The 21,529-nt window shown below is 29.0% G+C and carries 15 protein-coding genes; 3 read left to right on the top strand and 12 right to left on the bottom strand.

What is annotated here, in order from left to right:
* Positions 1 to 11: 11 nt before the first annotated feature.
* Positions 12 to 503, bottom strand: a complete 492-nt coding sequence (gene infC / locus ACTG48_RS03945) for a translation initiation factor IF-3 (RefSeq protein ID WP_479918773.1) — start codon at positions 501 to 503, stop codon at positions 12 to 14.
* Positions 504 to 1,521: 1,018 nt separating this feature from the next.
* Here infC and ACTG48_RS03940 point away from each other — a divergent pair.
* Complete coding sequence (locus tag ACTG48_RS03940) at positions 1,522 to 2,925, top strand: ATP-dependent metallopeptidase FtsH/Yme1/Tma family protein (RefSeq protein ID WP_021383451.1); 1,404 nt, start codon at positions 1,522 to 1,524, stop codon at positions 2,923 to 2,925.
* Positions 2,926 to 3,129: 204 nt separating this feature from the next.
* Here ACTG48_RS03940 and ACTG48_RS03935 read toward each other — a convergent pair whose 3' ends face one another.
* From ACTG48_RS03935 to ACTG48_RS03890, 10 genes are all read right to left on the bottom strand, one after another.
* A complete protein-coding gene (locus tag ACTG48_RS03935) occupies positions 3,130 to 4,152 on the bottom strand; it encodes a LacI family DNA-binding transcriptional regulator (protein WP_021383468.1) in 1,023 nt (340 codons plus the stop codon).
* A gap of 34 nt (positions 4,153 to 4,186) precedes the next feature.
* Entirely contained in the window at positions 4,187 to 5,785 is a 1,599-nt protein-coding gene (locus ACTG48_RS03930; RefSeq protein WP_479918197.1) for a sodium:solute symporter family protein, read from the bottom strand.
* Positions 5,786 to 5,829: 44 nt separating this feature from the next.
* On the bottom strand, positions 5,830 to 7,092 hold the full coding sequence (locus ACTG48_RS03925; RefSeq protein ID WP_479918196.1) for an MFS transporter: 1,263 nt from the start codon (positions 7,090 to 7,092) through the stop codon (positions 5,830 to 5,832).
* A 144-nt stretch (positions 7,093 to 7,236) separates the two neighbouring features.
* On the bottom strand, positions 7,237 to 8,952 hold the full coding sequence (locus tag ACTG48_RS03920) for an ester cyclase (RefSeq protein ID WP_479918195.1): 1,716 nt from the start codon (positions 8,950 to 8,952) through the stop codon (positions 7,237 to 7,239).
* Positions 8,953 to 8,991: 39 nt separating this feature from the next.
* A complete protein-coding gene (locus ACTG48_RS03915; RefSeq protein ID WP_479918194.1) occupies positions 8,992 to 9,999 on the bottom strand; it encodes a nuclear transport factor 2 family protein in 1,008 nt (335 codons plus the stop codon).
* A 598-nt stretch (positions 10,000 to 10,597) separates the two neighbouring features.
* On the bottom strand, positions 10,598 to 11,920 hold the full coding sequence (locus ACTG48_RS03910) for a hypothetical protein (RefSeq protein ID WP_479918193.1): 1,323 nt from the start codon (positions 11,918 to 11,920) through the stop codon (positions 10,598 to 10,600).
* A 289-nt stretch (positions 11,921 to 12,209) separates the two neighbouring features.
* The gene (locus tag ACTG48_RS03905) at positions 12,210 to 13,850 is read right to left on the bottom strand and encodes an N-acyl-D-amino-acid deacylase family protein (RefSeq protein ID WP_479918192.1); all 1,641 of its coding nucleotides are present in this window, start codon (positions 13,848 to 13,850) and stop codon (positions 12,210 to 12,212) included.
* 52 nt (positions 13,851 to 13,902) lie between these two features.
* Complete coding sequence (locus ACTG48_RS03900; protein WP_021383510.1) at positions 13,903 to 14,559, bottom strand: hypothetical protein; 657 nt, start codon at positions 14,557 to 14,559, stop codon at positions 13,903 to 13,905.
* A gap of 25 nt (positions 14,560 to 14,584) precedes the next feature.
* Positions 14,585 to 15,286 carry a DUF5058 family protein gene (locus tag ACTG48_RS03895; RefSeq protein WP_021383454.1) on the bottom strand — a complete coding sequence of 234 codons (702 nt, stop codon included), beginning with the start codon at positions 15,284 to 15,286 and terminating at the stop codon, positions 14,585 to 14,587.
* Positions 15,287 to 16,065: 779 nt separating this feature from the next.
* Positions 16,066 to 17,043, bottom strand: a complete 978-nt coding sequence (locus tag ACTG48_RS03890) for a hypothetical protein (RefSeq protein ID WP_479918191.1) — start codon at positions 17,041 to 17,043, stop codon at positions 16,066 to 16,068.
* A 242-nt stretch (positions 17,044 to 17,285) separates the two neighbouring features.
* Between ACTG48_RS03890 and ACTG48_RS03885 the strand changes: the two genes are divergently transcribed.
* Positions 17,286 to 17,765 carry an RNA polymerase sigma factor gene (locus ACTG48_RS03885; protein WP_021383499.1) on the top strand — a complete coding sequence of 160 codons (480 nt, stop codon included), beginning with the start codon at positions 17,286 to 17,288 and terminating at the stop codon, positions 17,763 to 17,765.
* Complete coding sequence (locus ACTG48_RS03880) at positions 17,762 to 18,553, top strand: hypothetical protein (protein ID WP_479918190.1); 792 nt, start codon at positions 17,762 to 17,764, stop codon at positions 18,551 to 18,553. Before ACTG48_RS03885 ends, ACTG48_RS03880 begins: the two co-directional genes overlap by 4 nt.
* A 577-nt stretch (positions 18,554 to 19,130) precedes the next feature.
* On the opposite strand, the gene helD is transcribed toward ACTG48_RS03880, so the two are convergent.
* Positions 19,131 to 21,368, bottom strand: coding sequence for an RNA polymerase recycling motor HelD (gene helD / locus ACTG48_RS03875; RefSeq protein ID WP_479918189.1), 2,238 nt, complete (start codon positions 21,366 to 21,368; stop codon positions 19,131 to 19,133).
* Positions 21,369 to 21,529: the final 161 nt, after the last annotated feature.

Genomic DNA, 21,529 nt, shown 5'->3' with positions numbered 1-21,529 from the left:
CAGTTAATCATCTATTTTTTTGGATCTATAATTACAACCATATTATTACCCTCAAATGCAGGGGCTTTTGTTGGTTCTCCAAACTCTTTTATTATATCTAAAAACTTAAGCATAACTTCTTTGCCTATGTCTTTATGTCCTAATTCTCTTCCTCTAAATCTAAGTTCAACTTTGACTTTATCTCCCTTTTTAAGGAATTTTATAGCATTATTAGCTTTCGTATTTAAATCATTTTGTTCAATACCTGGTCTAAGTCTTACTTCTTTTACAACTATATTTTTTTGCTTTTTCTTAGCTTCTTTGTCTTTTCTCGTTTGTTCATATCTAAACTTTCCATAATCCATTATCTTACATACTGGTGGATTTGCATTTGGCGAGATTTGAACCAAATCTAAGTTTTTGCTAGTAGCCATTGCTTGAGCTTCTTTAGTAGGCATTACTCCAAGTTGTTCACCTGTTGATGAAAGGACTCTTATTTCCTTATCTTTTATTTGTTCATTGATTGCTAATTCTTTGCTAATTGTAGGACACCTCCAAATTTTTTATAAAATAAAAAGCGAATGATATAATCATCCGCCATATAAGTTACCAAATTTAAACAAGCTTAAACTAAAATTAAGCTTTAACTTATATTTACCTTACTAACCTTCGTTGTAAGGTGAGAAGCGGACTTCTTCTTTGTTTTATTCTTACCCTATCTACTATATCACTTAATCAAATTATTTGCAACTACTTTTTTTAGTTTATCAAAATTTAATTACTTCTTCCTAATAATAATTATATGTCCATGCTATCTATTTTGCTATTAATTTTTAGATTTCTACTATAAAAACTTTTATATCTATATATTCTACATAACAAATTCTATATTGAATTCTAATATACTACATGCTTATTATTCTATACGATACTCTAATAAGTTATCTATTTATACAATCTGTATAATAGTATAGATAGATATTTCCATTAAATCTTATTTAACAACTAAATTTTATTTAAAAGCTATTTTATTTAAAAGCTATTTTATTTAAAAGCTATTTTATTTAAAAGCTATTTTATTTAACAGTTATTTTATTTAACAGCTATATAGTTCAATTTTTTATATCTAGCTAACATACTTAGTAGTTCCACCTTTTAATACTTATTTAACAGTTCTTCCTTTTATTTATATTACTTTTTTTGTTTATGATAAAGATATAATACTCCCAAAGCGATATTATTTTAAAACTATAGCTAAAAAACTTACTTAGCTAATTTTATACATAATACTATGCTTCATGTCCCTTAATCTATACAATATAACATTTTTTATCATTTTTATTTTATCTTGATTTGTCGCATTTTATTTGATACATAAAAACAATCTATATATACACACAAATTCACTTTTTCATACATTTAACAAATTTATTTTTATTTAGATAACATGTATATTTTTTCCATGAAAAATAAATAATAAAAAATAGTAAATATGGAAAATATAAAATTGATTAACAATAATTAATTACCTGAGGTGTGAATATGAAAATGCTAAACAACTTTTTTAAGAAAATCAACAATCCAGTTCCTGTCTTTGCACAAACAAAAATGGAAAGAGAAAATCAAACAGACGATTCACTTTCTACAAAACCAAAGACTACATTTAGAGACGTTGCTGGATTAGACGAAGTAAAAGAAGAACTATTTGAAATAGTTGATTTTATGAAGTCACCACAAAAATATCAAAAAATGGGTGCAAAGATACCTAAAGGGGTATTATTTTATGGCCCTCCAGGAACAGGGAAAACTTTACTTGCATCTGCTGTAGCTGGTGAAACAAACTCATCATTTTTCAATGTTACAGGTTCAGAGTTCGTTGAAAAATATGTAGGTGTAGGGGCAAAAAGGGTTAGAACTTTGTTTGAAAAAGCTAGAAAAGAAGCTCCAAGTATAATATTTATAGACGAAATAGATGCTGTAGGAGCAAAAAGACATCTTGAAAGTAACAACGAAAAGGACCAAACATTAAACCAACTTTTAGTTGAAATGGATGGATTTAATAAAGACTCCAATGTATTAATAATAGGTGCTACCAATAGACTTGACTTATTAGATGAAGCTTTACTTAGACCAGGAAGATTTGACAGACACATTCATATAGGTGCACCAAATTATCACACTAGATTTGAAATTCTAAAGGTACATACAGATGACAAGCCTATAGACAAATCTGTAAATCTAGAACTTTTAGCTAAAAAAACTCATGGTTTCAATGGAGCCCATCTTTCAAATATAGCAAATGAAGCTGCTATATTTGCAGTTAGAGATGACAGCGAATACATTACATCAGAACACTTTGATAAGGCACTTGAAAGAGTCATTGCAGGGCTAGAGTCTAAAAACTCTGCATTGGTTGAAAAAGAGAAAAAAATAGTATCTTATCATGAAGCTGGACATGCTCTTGTAAGTGATATAGTAGGAATTTGTCCTATACAAAAAATATCTATAGTTCCTAGAGGACAAGCATTAGGTTATGTTCTTCAATTACCTGATGAAGATAGATATATTTATACTAAGGATGAGTTGATTGGAAAAATAAAAATACTACTTGCAGGAAAAGCGTCAGAAGAATTAATATTTAATCATAAATCTACTGGAGCTAAAGATGACTTAAAGAAAGTTACTGAGATAGCTAACCAAATGGTTTGTGAATATGGTATGAGTAATTTAGGATTTATGACTATTGATGGAAATGATAAAACTTTCTTATGTGATAAAATTCAAAAGGAAGCAAATCGTATAGTTGAAGTTTGTTATAAGGAAACTTTAGAGATATTAAAGGATAATCTTGAAGATTTACATTCTGTTTCTAAATTCCTATTTGAAAAAGAAACTATGACTCATGAAGAGTTAAAAGATTTAATAGGAAAAGAAGCTGTAAACTAATGTAAATTTAAAAAGATGAGTCTTATCAACTTTAAGACTCATCTTTTAATTTTATCTGTTAATATAAATATTACCCTTACATAAATACATTAAAGTTTATTATCAGCCAATGTTAACCAATAATAATTATAAAAATCCTACTATTTTACTTACTAAGATTCCTTTACAAAAATTATCATTAACATATATTTAGATATCTATCACTTAAACTGTAGAACCTCTTTCAATCAATTCAGGTTTTAGCATTTCAACTACTGATTCATGATTTTCTTCATTTAATAAAGCTTTAAGTATCTTAATTGTTTTTTCAATTAATAAATCTAGTGGCTGTCTAATTGTTGTTAAATTATAACTTTTCCATGAGGCCATCTGAATATCATCATACCCTATAACTGATAAATCTTCTGGTATCCTTAATTTATACTCAAATCTTGCAGCATCCATTACCCCAATAGCTATCAAGTCACTTGTGCAAAAAATCGCTGTTGGTGGACTTGGTAATGATAACATTCTTTTCCCTGCTTCATATCCAGAATCATAATCATAGCTTGCAGATTCTTCTTTAAGGTTATGAATTCCATTTTGTCTTAACTTAGAATAAAATCCAATTTTCTTTTCCATTTCCTCGCTTGTTTCTCTAGTAAATTGAATGTATCCTATATTTTTGTGTCCCCTATCAAGCAGATATTCAGCAGCCATTCCTCCACCTTCAATTGGGTCTACATAGACTGTACTTATTTTTATACCAGGTATAAAACGATTAAAAAGAATAACAGGAATATTATTTTCTTCACAGGTCTCAGCCATAACCTTATTCATAGCTGAAGCTGTAATAATTACAGCTTCTACTTGAAACTGAATCACTTTTGAAATTATACTGTCTATACTTTCTTGTCTAGGAACTTTAAAAACAAGACATTGTTTACCTATCTCTTGAATTTTTTCTACAAATAAATTGATAATTCTATTGTAAAATGGACCTAGATTATCACCAACTATCAATCCTATAACATTTGTTTTGCCACTAATCATTCCTCTTGCAACTAAATTAGGAACATATCCTATTTCATTTGCTACACGAAAAATTTTTTCTCTTACCTCAGGTTTTACACCCTTTCCATTTGCACTACCAAATGCTCTTGAAACAGATGATTGAGATACTCCTGCCAATCTCGCAACATCTTTTGATGTAGCTGATTTATTATAATGAACTTTTTTTTGATTCATTTAGTATTTCTCCTTAAACATCTAGTATTTCTTCTTAAAATTGTATTAAAAATAAGATAATATATTGGATGATGAAAAAAGCTAACACAATTAATTCTTGCTTCCCTAAAGAAAATGGTAGTATAGACACTCCATCCACTTTATCCATCTCTTTGTAAATAAGGTCTCTTCTCATACCAAATGCAGTATATTTTTTAATATCGTCTACACTATTATTGTTTTTTAAAATGATACTAAAAATATATCCAAATATCAATGTTATTGTAGCACCTATTGCTGGATTCCACAACCAACTCACGTTATATTTATTAGAAATAAAAAATCCTAAAACTAATCCTGCAATAAAGCCAATAGATACTCCTTTATCATGAGCTTTATATGTAAACATTGCTAGTACAAATGCACCTGTAGCTGGTCCAGCAAAGTATGAGATATAGTTACCAACAAGGTCAAGAATTGACTTAATGCTTCCTCCAAATCCCATAATAATGAAACCTGTCATAACAACACCTATAACCATTGTTATAATCATCGTTACTTTTAATGATGATTCTTTACCATCTTTTTTAAAATAAAACTCATAAATATCTTTTGTAAAAACAGTTGTCATACTATTTAGTATAGAGTCAATACTAGACATTGCTGCTGCAAACACACCTGCAATAATAATTCCAATTGCTCCTACTGGGAGTTCATTCAAAATAAAAGTAATCATTATTTCATTTGAAGTTTCAAATGTTCTTCCATCATAGAAAACAAATAAAATCACTCCTACCAATAACATAAAGTAATAAACTAAATTCATAACAAATGCACTAACTACAAAAGAATTTTTTGCACTGTTTAAAGATTTAGATGTTAAAACTCTTTGTACTTGAGCTTGGTCAAAACAGAAATATCTTATCCACATTATAGTTCCACCAATTAAAGTAGCCCAAAAAGTATTTGTAATTGAGATATCTGTGCTAAAATCAAATGTATTTAATTTACCACTCTGTTGTGCAATTTGCAATGTATCAAAAAAACTAAGATTCATTCCTTTTAAGGCTGTAATAATTACTATAAATACAGCACTTATTACTACTAGCATTTGAATACTATCAGTCCATATAACTGCTTTAATTCCTCCTAATAATGTGTATATGATTGATACAAGTACAACGATTGGAACTAAAACATAAAGTGGCCAACCAGTAATCATCTGAATAATAAGTACTGGTATATATACCATAGAACTCGCTTGAATCAATGAATTAATAAAAAATTGAATAATAGTTAATCCTCTTGAATAATTTCCCAATCGAAATCCCATATATTCATATACAGAAGTTATCTTTAATCTATAAATAACTGGGGTGGTAACGCTCAGTGCAAAAAATATTGCTAAAGGTACTGTAATATTAACCATTACTGGATACATTCCATCCATATATGCCCATCCAGGACCACCTATAAAGCCATTTGCACTAATCATAGTAGCTGCAACTGATAAAGCAATTGGAATCCATGGCATTGACCTACCTGCTAAGAAATAATCTTCTTGATTTTTATTATCTTTTCCTGAATAATAACCAATAACTAACATTAACAGCAAATATCCTGTTATAATACATACATCAATTGATGAAATCATAAGCCACCCCTTTCTAAGTGATAAAAGAATTTTTCATTATTTTATTACTTCTTGTTTAATGTTTCTGGTAAGAATAACCATACAATAGCACCTGCTACAAATACTGCTATTGATATATAAAAGATAGTTATCATACCTAAAGTACCAGAAGCTGTACCAGCTATGGCAGGTATTGCAAATGTAGATATAATTCTTCCTCCATTAAACGAAATCCCAGATGACAATGAACGATATTTGCTTGGAAATAGTTCTGTATAGTATGCTCCCCATGCTCCAGAATATCCAACAGCAAGACCTAACAATACTGATATCATGTAGAATGTTGTTATATTGTCTCCTCCTAATTTTGTATATATAAAAACAAACACTGCTGCTAATGCCATACCTATAAAAGGTACTTTTCTCCCAAATTTATCTGCTATAGAACCCCAAAATAAATATCCTACTAATTGACCAATTCCTTGTAAACTATATATAGAACCAGCTACTGCTGCTGTCATTCCAATTCCTGTTACTAAGTATGTAGTTGCATTATTTGAAAATGCTGAATATGCTGTAAAATTAGCACCTGATAAAAGAATTGTTCCCAGACCAATCCATAAGTATTTTCCCTTGTACATACTTATATAGCTAATTCTTTCACCAGTTTCTTTTCCTTTTTTAACTAATTCTTTTGTATACTCCAAATCATCTGGTACAAAGAAAATTGCCAAGATAGCTCCAACTATAGGTGGTACAATCGCAGTATACATCAATATTTGCCAATTTGCATCACCCAAGATTCCATACACCTTACCACCGAAAATCATAGCTAACGAAAATAAGGCAGTTAATATAGCCGCTAATTTACCACGATATTTACTTGGAAACATATCTGCAACCAAAGGCATAGCTGTTCCAAATACACCACCTAGTACTACTCCTGTACACAAACGTGCAATTTTCCATAATATAATATTTGTAGGAGACAACATTGGTATAAATGTTGTCAGTCCAATTAATAAAGCAACACTAATCAAAGTCCTCTTTTTTCCAATTTTTGTAGAAATCACTCCAAAAATAAACGTACCTGGAATTGTCCCAAAAGACATCACAGCAAATATTTCTTCTGTTTGTTTTAATGAGAAACCAAATCCACCCTCTGTTAGAGCATAAATCATTGTTGGTTTAATAAAGGTACCTACCATAAAATTGTAGCAATAAAAAAAGTATATTAAAGCAATTGAAAAAAATGCAATTCCTCTTTTTAGGTTTGAATAGTCCTTTCCTAATATGATATCATTTTCTATCTCAACTGTTGTTTTCATATTCTTTATAAATCCCCCTTTTTAATATTAATCATAGTTTATCTAAGAATTTATCCTGCTATTTGTTATATACATCCATTTCTCGAATTTTATAAAAAGAATACTCATTATATAGATTTCAAAACTATTTATACTCTAATAAACTTACTCTTCTACACCCATATACATTTGCTTTAGAACATCCATACCATCAAAAGTTATCCATTCTTCCTTTACTTTATCTTGTAGTACATGATAATGATTGATTCCCATTACCTCTACAGGTTTTCCAGAAGGTTGTCCAAAAAAACCTATCCCCTCATTTATTCCACGTAATCTCCATCTTACAGATACATCATATCCTTCATTTTTTTCCCTTTGATTACAGGTTACTCTTTCTACTTCATAACTTCCATTTGGAATTGATGCAAGTAAACTTACAATCATACCCTGTATCTCATCATATCCATTTAAATCTTTATCACATATAAAATGGACTACTGCATTATCATGATAGTATTTTTTAACTTCATTTATATATTTGTAATTATAAATACGACTTGTCATCTCAAGCATCATTTCACCAACAGAATCATCTTTCGCTTGGTATTTAACTGGCATAAATTGACCATCCATAGATTCACAGATACCATATGTTGATTGCAAACTAAGTACTTTAGATACACTTGCTTTTGCCATATCTTTTGCTACTTCCTGAGGATTTAATCCTAATTGAGTAACAATCCATAAATTATCTCTAACTAACCACTCTTCATGAATTCTATTGTTTGTTGTAGCACAATCAATTACAGTTCTAAAGTTTATTTTTCGACCTGTTGCTGGTCCAAAATTACTATCACCTAGATTAGTTGCTGTAGATAAAACACGATGAGAAGATAAAAAACCATCAGCACCAAAGTTAGACCATATTACATTTTGTCCAATTAATCTTCTATCAGGAAAAGCATGTAATGTTTGAAGAGTATTGGAAATAACGTCTTTAATACCAACTAAATTAGAAGAACCACAGTGCATTGTAACATTGTTGTGATATGTATCATAAATAACTCCTATACCTTTTTCTTCCCAAATATTATGAGTTATTTTCATAATATAATCTACAAAATCCCTATACTTAGAATCAAATCCTGGTATTTCTTGCTCCCTTTTTGTCTGTTTTGAAAAATCATTGTAGTCCATCACTCCAACAGGTGTTACTTCTAGTGAATCTCCATAGTAAATTTTTGTAGACTCCATATTATATTCCCCCTTAAATACAACTTTTTCATTTTTTTCAGTAGTAATATTTATATTAGATTTATCTTCATCAGTTTTATGTATGCCTGTTTCATTATCAGTAATTTGATTTTTAGTAATTTCATTATCAGTAGTTCCATTATTAGTAATTTGATTTTTAGTAATTTCATTATCAATGGTTTTATTATCAGTGATTTCATTATTAGTAATTTGATTTTTAGTAATTTCGTTATCAATAGTTTCATTATTAGTAGTTTCATTATTAGTAATTTGATTTTTAGTAATTTCGTTATCAATAGTTTCATTATCAGTAATTTCATTATTAGTAATTTGATTTTTAGTAATTTCGTTATCAATAGTTTCATTATTAGTAGTTTCATTATTAGTAATTTGATTTTTAGTAATTTCGTTATCAATAGTTTCATTATTAGTAATTTCATTATCAATAGTTCCATTATTAGTAGTTTCATTATTAGTAATTTGATTTTTATCTGTATTGCTAAAATTAGTTTGATTTACTTTAGATTTATGTCTTTCCTTAACTTTGTCTGATTCAAGCTCACTTATAGAACTTTCTTTTTCTTGCTCTTTTACTATTCCATCATTTTTATTATTGGATATCATTTCATATTCCTCCACTCTTCTAAGAATACGTATGCATAATTAGGCATTAAAAATACTTTTAGTTCTCTCAAGAATATCAAGACCTTGTTGTTTTAGCCAATAAGGAATATCAATTAGTACCCAGTTCTCTTGAAGCTTATCCCCTTTACGATAATAAACATCAACAACCTGCATGTCTGCTTTAATCTCACCACCTGGCAATCCTAAAAAACCTCCACATGGTATATTAGTCAGATTAGGCCACCCAAAGAAACAAGCAAAGTTCCCTTCTGCGAATCTGCATACATGTCCATTAAAAGTCTTTCCTTTTAAATTATTTCTAAATGGTAATTGGTGTTGCTCTTGATATCTAGGTATAGTATAAGAAGCACCAATCCCTCCTGGACCATACCAAATCATATCTTTAGCCCATGATTTTTCAAGTACTTCTGGAGGGCATCCCATAGAACCACTTTCATTTAATTTAGATAAATCATCTACCATTTTATTCACTAGTTCCAAAGTTTTTACTCCTTCAATTTCATCTGCATCTTCAAAAAGTAATCCATTATGGTCAATTGGTCCTGGATATACAAAATATGAACCAGTTTGTGGAGGTAATGGATTGACTCCTGCTTGAATCATAAATCCAATTATGTCTACAAATAATCCAGTTTTAGAAATTTTTCCATCCTGAACACAATTAAATTCTGCATATCTTAAACTAATCATTTTACGAGTATGTTTGATACCAAGCCAATCGTTATCAAAAAGTCCCATAAAATGTCCCATACTCATTACCCACTCACTATTGTCAATTTCATTAGTCCCTGCAATAAAAATATCTTGTCTTCTTTGCATATTACTTAATGAATTTTTTAAAGGTTTCCAAAATACATCTGCTACATTTTCTATTCCTTCTTGTTCATGAAATGGATATACACCTTTCCAATTATAGTCCGATTTCATGTGTTGCTTTAAAACATTTTTAACTCCATCCCCATTGGCATTTTCTAATGCTTCAAAGTAATTTCTTACAACTTTTTTTGAATTTTGATATTTTCCCATATTTATATCCTCCCATATTTGTTTAAGTTATAATTTAACTTTCTCATTCTAACTGCATACGTTATCTTTTTAAGCACTTTTTTCCCTGTTTAAAGTGTTATTTATGAATACATATGCATTTTTCTAAATATTAACATATATCTAAAAATTTGTAAAGAAAATGTTATCATAAAAATATAATTTGTGACTCATATCTAATCAAATTGATATAATTCTATAAATAAATTAATATATTAAATGACTACTGCAAATCAATAAACCATTGCCTAAAATTAGTCCCCTCAACTTTACACTTTATAGAAATCTAAATATATACCATTTAAAATTAGAATAAAATTAAAAAGTGTTGGTCTTTAAAAAATTAAGGCTGTAAGTAGATTCATTTAAAAATAAATCTACCTACAGCCTCATATCTTTCTAAAAGTAGTATAAATAAATCCTCAATATAGAATATCTCACCACAATTCAAGAGGGTAATCTAATTAACATTTTTATCACATGTACGATTTATTGAAAAATTTCATTACTTAATATGATAACTTTTTTCAAACAATCACATAAATTATTCTAATATCTAGTTAAGTTTTACACATTTATATTAAAATAATAAAAAAGGCTTAAAACGTAATATTCTACTAGGTCTGCCATACTTACTCATAAGTTGTTCACTTACTACCTCACAATATCCAGCATCACACAATTTAAGTATTATTCTGTCCATAGTCCTGATACTTACACCACATATAGTAGCTAACTCTTTTGATGTAAATTCAGTTTTTCCACTATTTATTATACTACTGAATACTTTATATACAATATTAGCACTGAGACCTGTCTCTGTGGCTATTTGATAAAATCGTTCATCAAAGCTATTCTTCTTTTTAACAGTAGGATTCGATTCTAGTGGTCCCATAACTTCTCCATTTTCAAAAACTACATATGCTGCATCATTTTTTTGAATCTGAGCCATCTTAATACTCTCATAAGCATTAAATTTAGCTTCATTTGCTGTTTTTCCATAACCAATTCCTATGTAAGAATTTATAACTGAAACCTCACGAATCATATCCAACAAGTAAATATCCCTATACTTCTTTGTTTCTAACTCTAGTATTTTTTTAGTTGTAAAAATCATAAATTCACTTCTACTCTGCTCTACCAAAACACCCTCTATACGACTATTGAAATGGTATAGTTTATCAAGTATCTTAATCCTTTGCGAAAGATAAGCATACTCGTCTTCCTTCATCAATGAATATTCTGAAGGCATATTTAGTTTGATAGCAAGAACAACAATCTGATTCTCATTGTTTTTCTTTGCAATATAACGCATCTGGATATTTTTTATACTTTGCACCATCACATCCTCAGAAGGCAAAGCTAAAACTACTGGAATATCATTTTTTTTCATTATATGATAAGCTTCTTCAAGACCTGTAATACAGCAACATATATTATTATTTTGATAATTATATTTGTGAAATTCGAGCACAAACTTTATGTAATCGTCTTCTAGGTACTTTTGGTCTGCAAAAAACATTTGTTCATCCTTAAATTCGACTCCAATTTCTTTATACAATCTCTTAACCATTGCCTTATCATAAGTGTCTATACTAAGTCTATTAATATCGCATTTAAGTAAATATGTAATTTCAAGCAATACTCTGTATAATGTTGTTTCATGTCTAGGAAGATAATCGGACAGCATAAAATCTTTTTGCCTTTTTTCAAAAAATTTAAATGGTGATTTACCTGTAAAAAGCACTGCATCTACTCTACCTTTATACTGTTCCAATAAGTCAGGTGCTTCAACATATCTATCATATCTAACAAAATCTGTTTCAATATTCGGAAAATTCCTTTTGCTTACTGCTAATATTTTGTCGATTACCATATCTGGTCCTACATAAAGTATTTTCATTATGTCTCTCCTTTCTTATGATATTGTTAATCTTTAAAACAATTTATCAATTATTTACCATACAAAAATCTACTTGAAGTTTTTTTACTTATCATTATTTGTTGAAATATTTTTGTCTTTAAATTTTATCCAGTAATATTAATTACATTTTACAATTAATCTTCTGTTTTTTCTACTTAAATTTAAATCCTTTTAAAAACGCAAGTAGAACAAACTTTATTAATTTAACAAAAATAGCCTTCCTTATATTTTAAAGAAAGGCTATTTTTAGAAAAATTTCTAATGTATTTTATTTTGCTCTGCTAAGAGGATTTTTAATTACACGTCCAGCGCATATGTCAGTTTGTTTTCCTTCTGCCAACGCAATTTTACCATTTACCAATACATATTCTACTCCCACTGTATACTTTTTAGAATCATTGTAAGTTGCTTTGTCTTGTATTTTATCTGGGTCAAACACCACTACATCTGCAAAATAATTTTCCTTAAGTAGACCTCTTTCTTCACAAATCCCTAAGCGTTTTGCTGAAAGATAGGTTATCTTTTTAACTGCTTCCTCAAAAGTCAACATACCCTGCTCTCTAACATAATAGGAGAAAATTCGTCCAAAAGTACCAAATGCACGAGGATGAGGTTTTCCAAGAGATAGCAAACCTTCTGTAGAAAGATCCATACTATCAGAACCTATACATGACTTTGGATGGCAAACAACTTTATCTGTATCTTCTTCACCTTGTGTATGAACAACCACTTGAATTTTACTTTTTTCTTCAATCAAAAGTCTGAAGAATGTATCAAATGGGTCTTCATTGTTGATTTCGGCTACTTCCATTAAGGTTTTACCCTCCACATATTTATTTGCTTCGGTCATTACAGAAGCTAGTACAACACCTGACCATCCACCTGCTAATTGGTAAAAACATTGCCAACCAGGAATACCTTCTTCTAACTCTTTTATAATTCTCTCCCTGTTTTCTTGTACTTCTAATCGCTTTATCATATCTTCTACACCACCTTCAAATACCCAAGTAGGTAAAAGTGCACCTAAAGATGTCATTCCAGCTGTATATGGGTAACAATCAAAAGTTACTTCTAAACCATCCTCCTCAGCTTTATCTAGCTTTTCAAATATTTTATCTATAGTTCCAAAATTCTTATGACCCATGATTTTTAAATGAGAAATATGCAGAGGAACTCCTGCTGTCTTAGCTATATAAATTGCTTCATCAAGAGCTTCCATTTCGTCGTCGCCTTCATCTCTAATATGAGATATATAGTATCCATTGTATGGTATCAATTCCTTACATAGTTCGGCCATTTCTTCCTTCTTTGTATATGCTCCTGGCAGATAAACTAATCCTGATGAAAGAGCTACACATCCAGCTTCCATAGCTTTTCTAACTTCCAACTTCATATTTTCAAGTTGCTCTGGAGTAGCAGGATTCTTTGAAAAACCCATTTCATTAATACGTACAGGACCTTGTGCTACATAAGCTACAACATTTACGGCTGGAGAATTTTCAGTTAAGTAATCAAAGTATTCCTGCATTGTATTCCAATGAAGTTCCAATTTTGTTGGAATTGTACCAATTATTCTAGTTCCAAGATAGTCAATTAGCTCTTGCTTCTTCTCTTCTCTTATAGGAGCAACTCCTATACCACAGTTTGCAATAACATCTGTTGTTACACCAGTATAGATACGGCTTCTTGTATATTTATCATATACAAGAGATAAATCGGAATGAGTGTGGAAATCTATGAAACCAGGAGATACAAATTTTCCAGTTGCATCTATAGTTTTTTTCGCCTCTTCTTGACTTAAATCTCCAATAGCTATGATTTTATCTCCTACAATCCCTACATCACTTTTATATCTTGAATCTCCTGTACCATCAACGATTATCCCATTTATAATTTTAATATCAAACATATTTATTCTCCTTTCAAAACTAATTTATATTCATATTTTTTAATAAACACTTTTATTCTGTTGTTTTATTCATATCAACTACAAAGAAAACTCTTGTGATAAGTATTCCGCCTACTACAATAAACAAAGTTAGTAATCCTCCTGGTATACCAATTTTTTCACCAAAATACATAATCGCTAATGCTGCAGCAATCGTACATCCACCAGCTCGAATATCCTTACGTGCAATGTCAACGTAAATTGCTCCAAATAGTGCTGGAAGTATATAATTAAATGAATCAGTAATAAATTCAGGTAACAAAGGAATTACTTTATACCCTACAATTGTAAAAATGGTAATCATGGAAGCTGATACAAATATTGAGCAACATGTACCAATTGTTCCAACAACTTCACCCTCATGTGTCCCTGATTCTACACCTGCAATTTTCTGTGCCATTGATGCTGCAGGCATACGTATGTCTCCAACAGACCCTGCAAGCCAACCGATATAAGAACCTGGGGCTCCCAAAGTTGGGTAATAAGCGATAGGTTGAACAATCCAACTGATTCCATAAGTTGTGGCAACTAGCCCCCAAATTTGGAATATAACAGAAAGCATTGGCATCTGCCCAAAACGAAGACCTACATAGATAGCTGGAATAAAGTTTGCAATAATTGCAAGACCTATAGAAATTCTTCCTATTTTAATCATCTTTTTATCATACATAACTATCACCTCTTATCTGTTTTAATCACGATAATATAATCTGTGTACCAAACATTCCAATCAACATGGCAATACCTAAGGACAATTCTTGAAGACGTTGATTCTTTTTAAATAAAGTTGTAAATACTAGCATAACTATAGCTGAAATAATTGCTGGGGTCATTTTTGGTATTTCAAATGTTTTTATTTGGTTTGAAAGAAGGTAAGCAAATAATCCAACAGTAGCTCCTGCAAGTAGTTTTTTAACCCAAGCAGGATTATATTTCATGTTCATTTTTTCAACAATTCCACGCATTCTATGTCCCAAAATAAATACAATGAACAACCAACCTAAGTTATTTAAAGCCATCCCCCATAATGCATAAGAAAAAGCTTGTGCTCCAAATGCAGCACTACCTACTTCAACCCCAGACAAATTGGATGTGAGAGATATTACTCCAAGTTCTGTTCTGGCCGCTCCTACATCACAAAGTCTCATCCAAGTCGTAGGAGCACCAATTATAGCTACAAGCGATAATAATGTAATAACAGGAGATAGAGAAGGTCCAATAGCTGTAACACTAGCTGAACGAATTGCTGCTTTAATTCCTTTTCTTTCAATACCAATAGCTGAGGCCTCTTTTAGTGCTGCCCTCATAAATACGATTGCTTGAACAACGGAAATAATTACTAAAAAACTAGAGACAATCCAAAGACCTGGACTATTAATCATTTCTTGAAACTTCATACTTTATTCCCCCTTAAAAATAAATTTTTTGATGTTTCATGATTTACTTTCTTTTTTAATCTTCTTCTATTTTTGTTTTGTTTTAATTTATTTTATCTAAGATAGGTTATCTTTAATAGGGTATTATCTGTCTTAAAGTCTCGTTAAAAATATTAAGATTTGGATAATATATTGATAATTGATAAATATCAGAAAATTCCTACATATTCTTTTTCTTGCATAATTAACTTATAAGGTATTTCTTTATTTTGACATTTCAATATAAAATTTTTAGTCAGAAAACTTTATTATTTTCTAAAAAGATTATTATTTTCATAATTTATGATTTCTAGTGTTATTTACGATTCTATTTATACAAAATGATTTCGTTTCTTATTTTTAATTCTTATTTAAATATCATTGCTTTTTCTTAAAAGCTTACTTTTGGTCAAAATGTAGTTGTCTTTAGGCGCTGTTTAAAGAACTTATATTTAAACTTGTACATGAAGTAAGTTAATTTGAATAAAACTACATTTATAGTAAATAAATAATTGTTCCTATAAAGTAGAAATTATCTTTAAAAGCACAAATTAATTTACAGTATCTAAAAATGACAAAGGTGATAGTCTATTAAAAACTATCACCTTTGTCATTTTACTAGTATTATATATTTAAATTTATTTGTGAGATTTATTTTTAAGTATTTATCTCTTAGTATCTCTCTTTAATACTATTTTTTAATTTTTATTTCTTTTATTTCTTTCTTTTATTTATTATTAATTTTTATTTAATTTATAATCTTACTTTTTATCAATAGCTTTTTTTTCTTCTTTAATGTTACTTTTTTGACCTTCTTGTACTGGCTCATTGCTATCTACCTTAGATTCAGCCATATTTTTATTTTCTTCTATATTATTTTTCTTAGCATCTTCTTTGTTTTCAGCCTCTATTTTTTCACCTGTATTTTGATTTTCAAATCTTTCATGTTCTCTATATTCATTATCTATTTTACAATCTTTAGTAACAAATTCTTCATGCACTTTGTGCTCCATATGGTTTCTTTCATCACCCCTTTGTTCAAATCCTTCATGACCTTTTATACAATCTCCTTGACCATATCTTCTTGGCTCATATCCTTCATGACCTCTAAATTCTCCTTGACCATATCCTCTTGGGTCACACCCTTTATGACTTCTGAATTCTCCTTGACTATAACCTCTTGAAGCAAATCCTTCATGACCTCTACACTCTTCATGTCCATGCTCTCTTGGCTCATATCCTACATGTCCCCTAAATTCTCCTTGTCCATATCCTCTTGAACTAAATCCTCCATGACCTCTAAATTCTCCTTGTTCATTGACTCTTGAAGCAAATCCTTCATGACCTCTACACTCTCCATGTCCATGCTCTCTTGGCTCATATCCTACATGTCCCCTAAATTCTCCTTGTCCATATCCTCTTGAACTAAATCCTCCATGACCTCTAAATTCTCCTTGTCCATATCCTCTTGAACCAAATCCTTCATGACCTCTATGCTCTCCATGCTCATATTCTCTTGGGTCACATCCTCCATGACCTCTATACTCTCCATGTCCATGCTCTCTTGAACCAAATCCTTCATGACCTCTGAATTCTCCTTGACCATATCCTCTTGGTCCAAATCTTTCATGATACATCATTTCAAATAGTCTGCATCCTTCACACATATGATTCCATGGATTACTATGATGACCTTCAAATCCTCTAAAGTTTTCTTTTTTATCTCTGTAATAATTCATATTAACTCCTCCTAATTAATTCGATTTTTTTATTAATTTATTTTCTCGTTTTTACTAAGGTACCTTATCTATTTCTAATTATAAAGGTACCTTAATAATTTGTCAACATTATTTTTAAGGTACCTTATTTTTATTTATTTAAATTTTTTTAAAAAAAGTGAACCATTTATAGTAAAATCTTATCTAATAAGTGAAAGGTAAAAAAGTAGCGCTACAATTTGCACAGAAAGGTAGGAATTCATTTGAATAAAACTACATTTATAAATAATATCCTTGAATCAGAACAGACTTTGTATCGTGTATCTAAATCTATTCTAGGAAACGACCAAGATTGTGAAGATGCCGTCAACAATGCTATTTTAAAAGCATATGAAAAGTTAGATTCTCTTAAGGAAGAACAATATTTTAAAACTTGGTTGATTAGAATAGTGATAAATGAATGTAATTCATTAAGACGTAAACAATTGAAATTTCTATCATTTGAAGACGTATTTAAAAATAAAAAAATCGATGAAAAAGAAGATTATAATGATTTATATATTGCTATTCAAAGTCTCCCTAAAAAAATTAAAGTTCCAATAGTACTTTACTATATTGAAGGTTATTCAGTTGATGAAATTAAGGAAATATTGGATATACCTCAAGGAACTGTGAAAAGTAGATTATCAAGAGGAAGAAAATTATTAAAAACTAAATTAGAAAATATGGAGGTAATCATATGAATAAAAATAGCTTAAATAATTCGTTTCCAAAAGCTCCAGAAAGCTTTCATAATAGTTTAAGTAAAATACTAAATAGTTTACCAGAAAGGGAGGAAAATTATAAAATGAATAATAAAACACATAAATTACCATTTGGAAGAGGTTTAGTCGCAACTTTAGCTATAACTTTAGTATTAGGTACAACAGCTCTTGCAGTAGGAGAAATATATAGTATAGTTGGAAAATCAAGCACTAAAGCTACCTATACATCTATTCCAACTACTGAACAGGTAAAAAAAGACTTTAACTTTACCCCTAATCTAATTTCCGAATTTAGTAATGGATATAAATTTAAAGGGGCATATACTATAAATGAAAAATCACTTGATAAAGAAGATAATGTTTTAGGAGAATTAAAAGTACTTGAGTTTGAGTATAAAAATGGTAATGATGAAATATCTCTTAAAACAGCAAATCATGAACTTGAAAAAGATTCTGAGAATATGAAAGTTGTAGATACTTACAAAGATATAAATATTTCTTATGAAACATCAATGTACAAGTTTGTGCCAGAAGGTTATAAAATGACAGAACAAGATAAACTTGATGAAAAGTCAGGTAAATATACATTTAGTGAAAAATCAAGTAGATATACATTTAATGAAGGAACAGATAAAGTGGAAGTTAATGAATTTAAATTCTTGACTTGGGAACAAGATGGAGTTTACTACTCTTTTACAATTCAAGATTCAAATTTATCTATGAATGACTTAGTTAAAATGGCTCATGAAGTAATAGATGCAAAATAAATATAATTAACAATAAGTTGTTTATGAGTTTATTATACATGATTTTAATTTTCTTATTTGTAAATATAGTTGTATCTTCCATCTTTATATTTTCTTTAGATTTAATATATGAAATTTTAGATATTTAACTGCTCTACAAATCTAACTACTCGCAAAAGTTATTACTAATATAAAAAGCCCTTAAAAACCATTCATATGGAATTTTAAGGGCTTTCACTTTATTATAAATTATTATATAAATTTTAGTAGTAAAGACACAATAAATCCTTTAATTTAGTTTTTTAAAGATTTAACTTTATCATAAATCATTATATAAGTTTTAGTTGTAAAGACACAATAAGCTCTTTAGTTTAGTTTTTTAAAGATTTAACTTTATCATAAATTACTATATAAATTTTAGTTGCAAAGACACAATAAGTCTTTTGGTTTAGATTTTAAAAGATTTAACTTTATCATAAATCATTATATTAATTTTAGTTGCAAATATATGAGTAAATCCATACAAAACAGATAAATAAAGTAGACTATAAATATCTGCTACCCTTAAAATAAAAAGTAGATTATAAGCAAAAACTTGTTATTTTAACAAAGGGGTTATCTTACCTAAATAGTATATATTTAACACATGAAGAGCTCTTGTACAACAAGTGTAAAGAAGTAACCTTTCATCTTCACTATTATACCTTTCATCACTTGCATCGTATATTATAACTACATCAAATTCAAGTCCCTTAGATAAATATGATGGTATTACTAATACGCCATTCACATATTCATCATCATCTTTTGTTATTGCCTCTACATCAATATTATTTTCTTTTAAAAACTCATACACTTCCCTAGTCTCACGAGCTGTTTTTGTTATAATTCCGATAGACTTATAATTTTTCTGTTTATAAGCTTTTATATCTTCAATAAGCTTTTTATCCATATAATTTTTCTCTGTAAAACCAATTACCTTAGGCTCATCACCATGTCTCTCAATATACCCATCATCTATAGCTTTTGTAAGAAGTTGTCTTGAGAATCTAGTAATTTCCATTGTAGAACGATATGTTTTACTTAGATTTATTATACAAGTATCATTCTCCAATACATTAGGAATATTGTTATAATCTCCAACATTCATAAATGGGTTGATTGATTGGTTAATATCTCCTAATATAGTCATATTGGCAGATTTAAAAAGTTTATAAAATATTTCATACTGCAAAGGAGTATAGTCCTGTGCCTCGTCTATGATTACATATTTAATCTGTGATGTGTTTGGAATACCTCCAAGAGCTCCCTTTAAATATAAAAGAATCACTTGGTCTTCATAATAAAGGCTCCTTACACTTAAATTATCCATTGTATAAGTTTTTATATTATCTATAAACTTTTTATCATACTCAATATTTGCCTTATCTAAAAATATTTCTAAATTCTTAAATAAATTTTTATAAGTATCTATTAAATCTAATTCTGTCATTCTTGAAATTTTAGAGTAAACTTCTTTTAGATGCTTTCTTACAATAAAAGTGCTTTTCTCCATCATTTCTTCTTTTTCTATATAATCACCAGATGCTTGAAGTTTTTTAAATATTTCATCAATCCAAGCTTTTTCATATGGCTCAATTAAAAATATTATCCTTGATTTTATTTTCTCTAATCTTTTCTTAATTGGTAAATTTGAATAGTCATTAGAAAACAGTGTTTGTAACTCTTCAGATGAAATTATTAACTTACCTCTTACAATAATATCTTCAAAACATCTATCATCTGTTTCTAAATAATTTAGATATTGTTTTAATATTTTTGTGAACTCTAAAGAGGTTTTAAATTCTATATTTTCTATCCTATCCTTATATGTGATTTTCCCATTATTATTAAGAATGTACTCCATCATTTCAGTTGGGCTTTCTTTTTTAAACTCATCACCCAATTCTTTATACATATAGTCTTTAAATGTTGTCTGACAGATATTATCTTCACCCAGCTGTGGCAATACATTTGAGATATAATCATTAAATATGTTATTCGGAGAAAATATCATTATATTTGCAGAAGTTATTTTATCTTTATGTTTATATAATAAATATGCTATCCTATGAAGTGCTATAGATGTCTTTCCGCTTCCAGCGGCACCTTGTACAATTAAGCTCTTGTATTTCTCATTACGAATTACTTGATTTTGCTCTCTTTGAATAGTAGTAACTATAGTTTTCATTTTCTCATCAGAGTTTTTACCTAAAAGCTCTTGTAATACATCATCATCTATATTTACATTACTATCAAACATATACTCAATCTTTCCATTTTTTATCTTATACTGTCTTTTTTTAGTTATTTCTCCAGAGATTATGCCTTCTGGACACTCATAACTTGCTTGTCCAATTTCATAATCATAAAACATACTTGAAATAGGAGCTCTCCAGTCATATACAAGAAAATCATAATCATCATTAATAAGATTTGATAATCCAATATAATATTTTTGAGACTCAGTTTCACAAGCTTCTGTAAAGTCAATTCTTCCAAAGTAAGGAGATTCAATCATTCTTTCATACTTATCTTTGAGTTTCTTAGTAAATTCATGGCTTCTTTTTTGATGTTTCATAACATCCATAAATGACATAAATTCTGAAAGTTGCTCTAATCCATTTTCAATAGAAATAGAACCTAAGTCATTCCATAGTTCCCTTTGAGTCTCTATAGCATCTTTTTTTAGCTTATCTTCTTCATTACGTTTTTCCTCAAGTTGTCTATTAGCCTCTTTAAGAGTTTTTTGTAACCACTGATTTTCAAGATTTGACTCAAAATCATTTAGATTCATATTATAATCCTCCTCAATTGAAATTAACATTTAATCCACTATATCAATTATATAGAAATGAGAATATATTCACAGTCTTAAAAAAAATTTTTATTTATGATATAATTATAGTGGGAAGGAAAACAAAATTTTCTCTAAACACAGTATATTTAACTGAAAAA

Source organism: Clostridioides sp. LIBA-6822 (genome assembly GCF_056688955.1).
The sequence above is the reverse complement of the archived record's forward strand: the minus strand, read 5'-3'. Positions and strand labels throughout refer to the sequence as shown.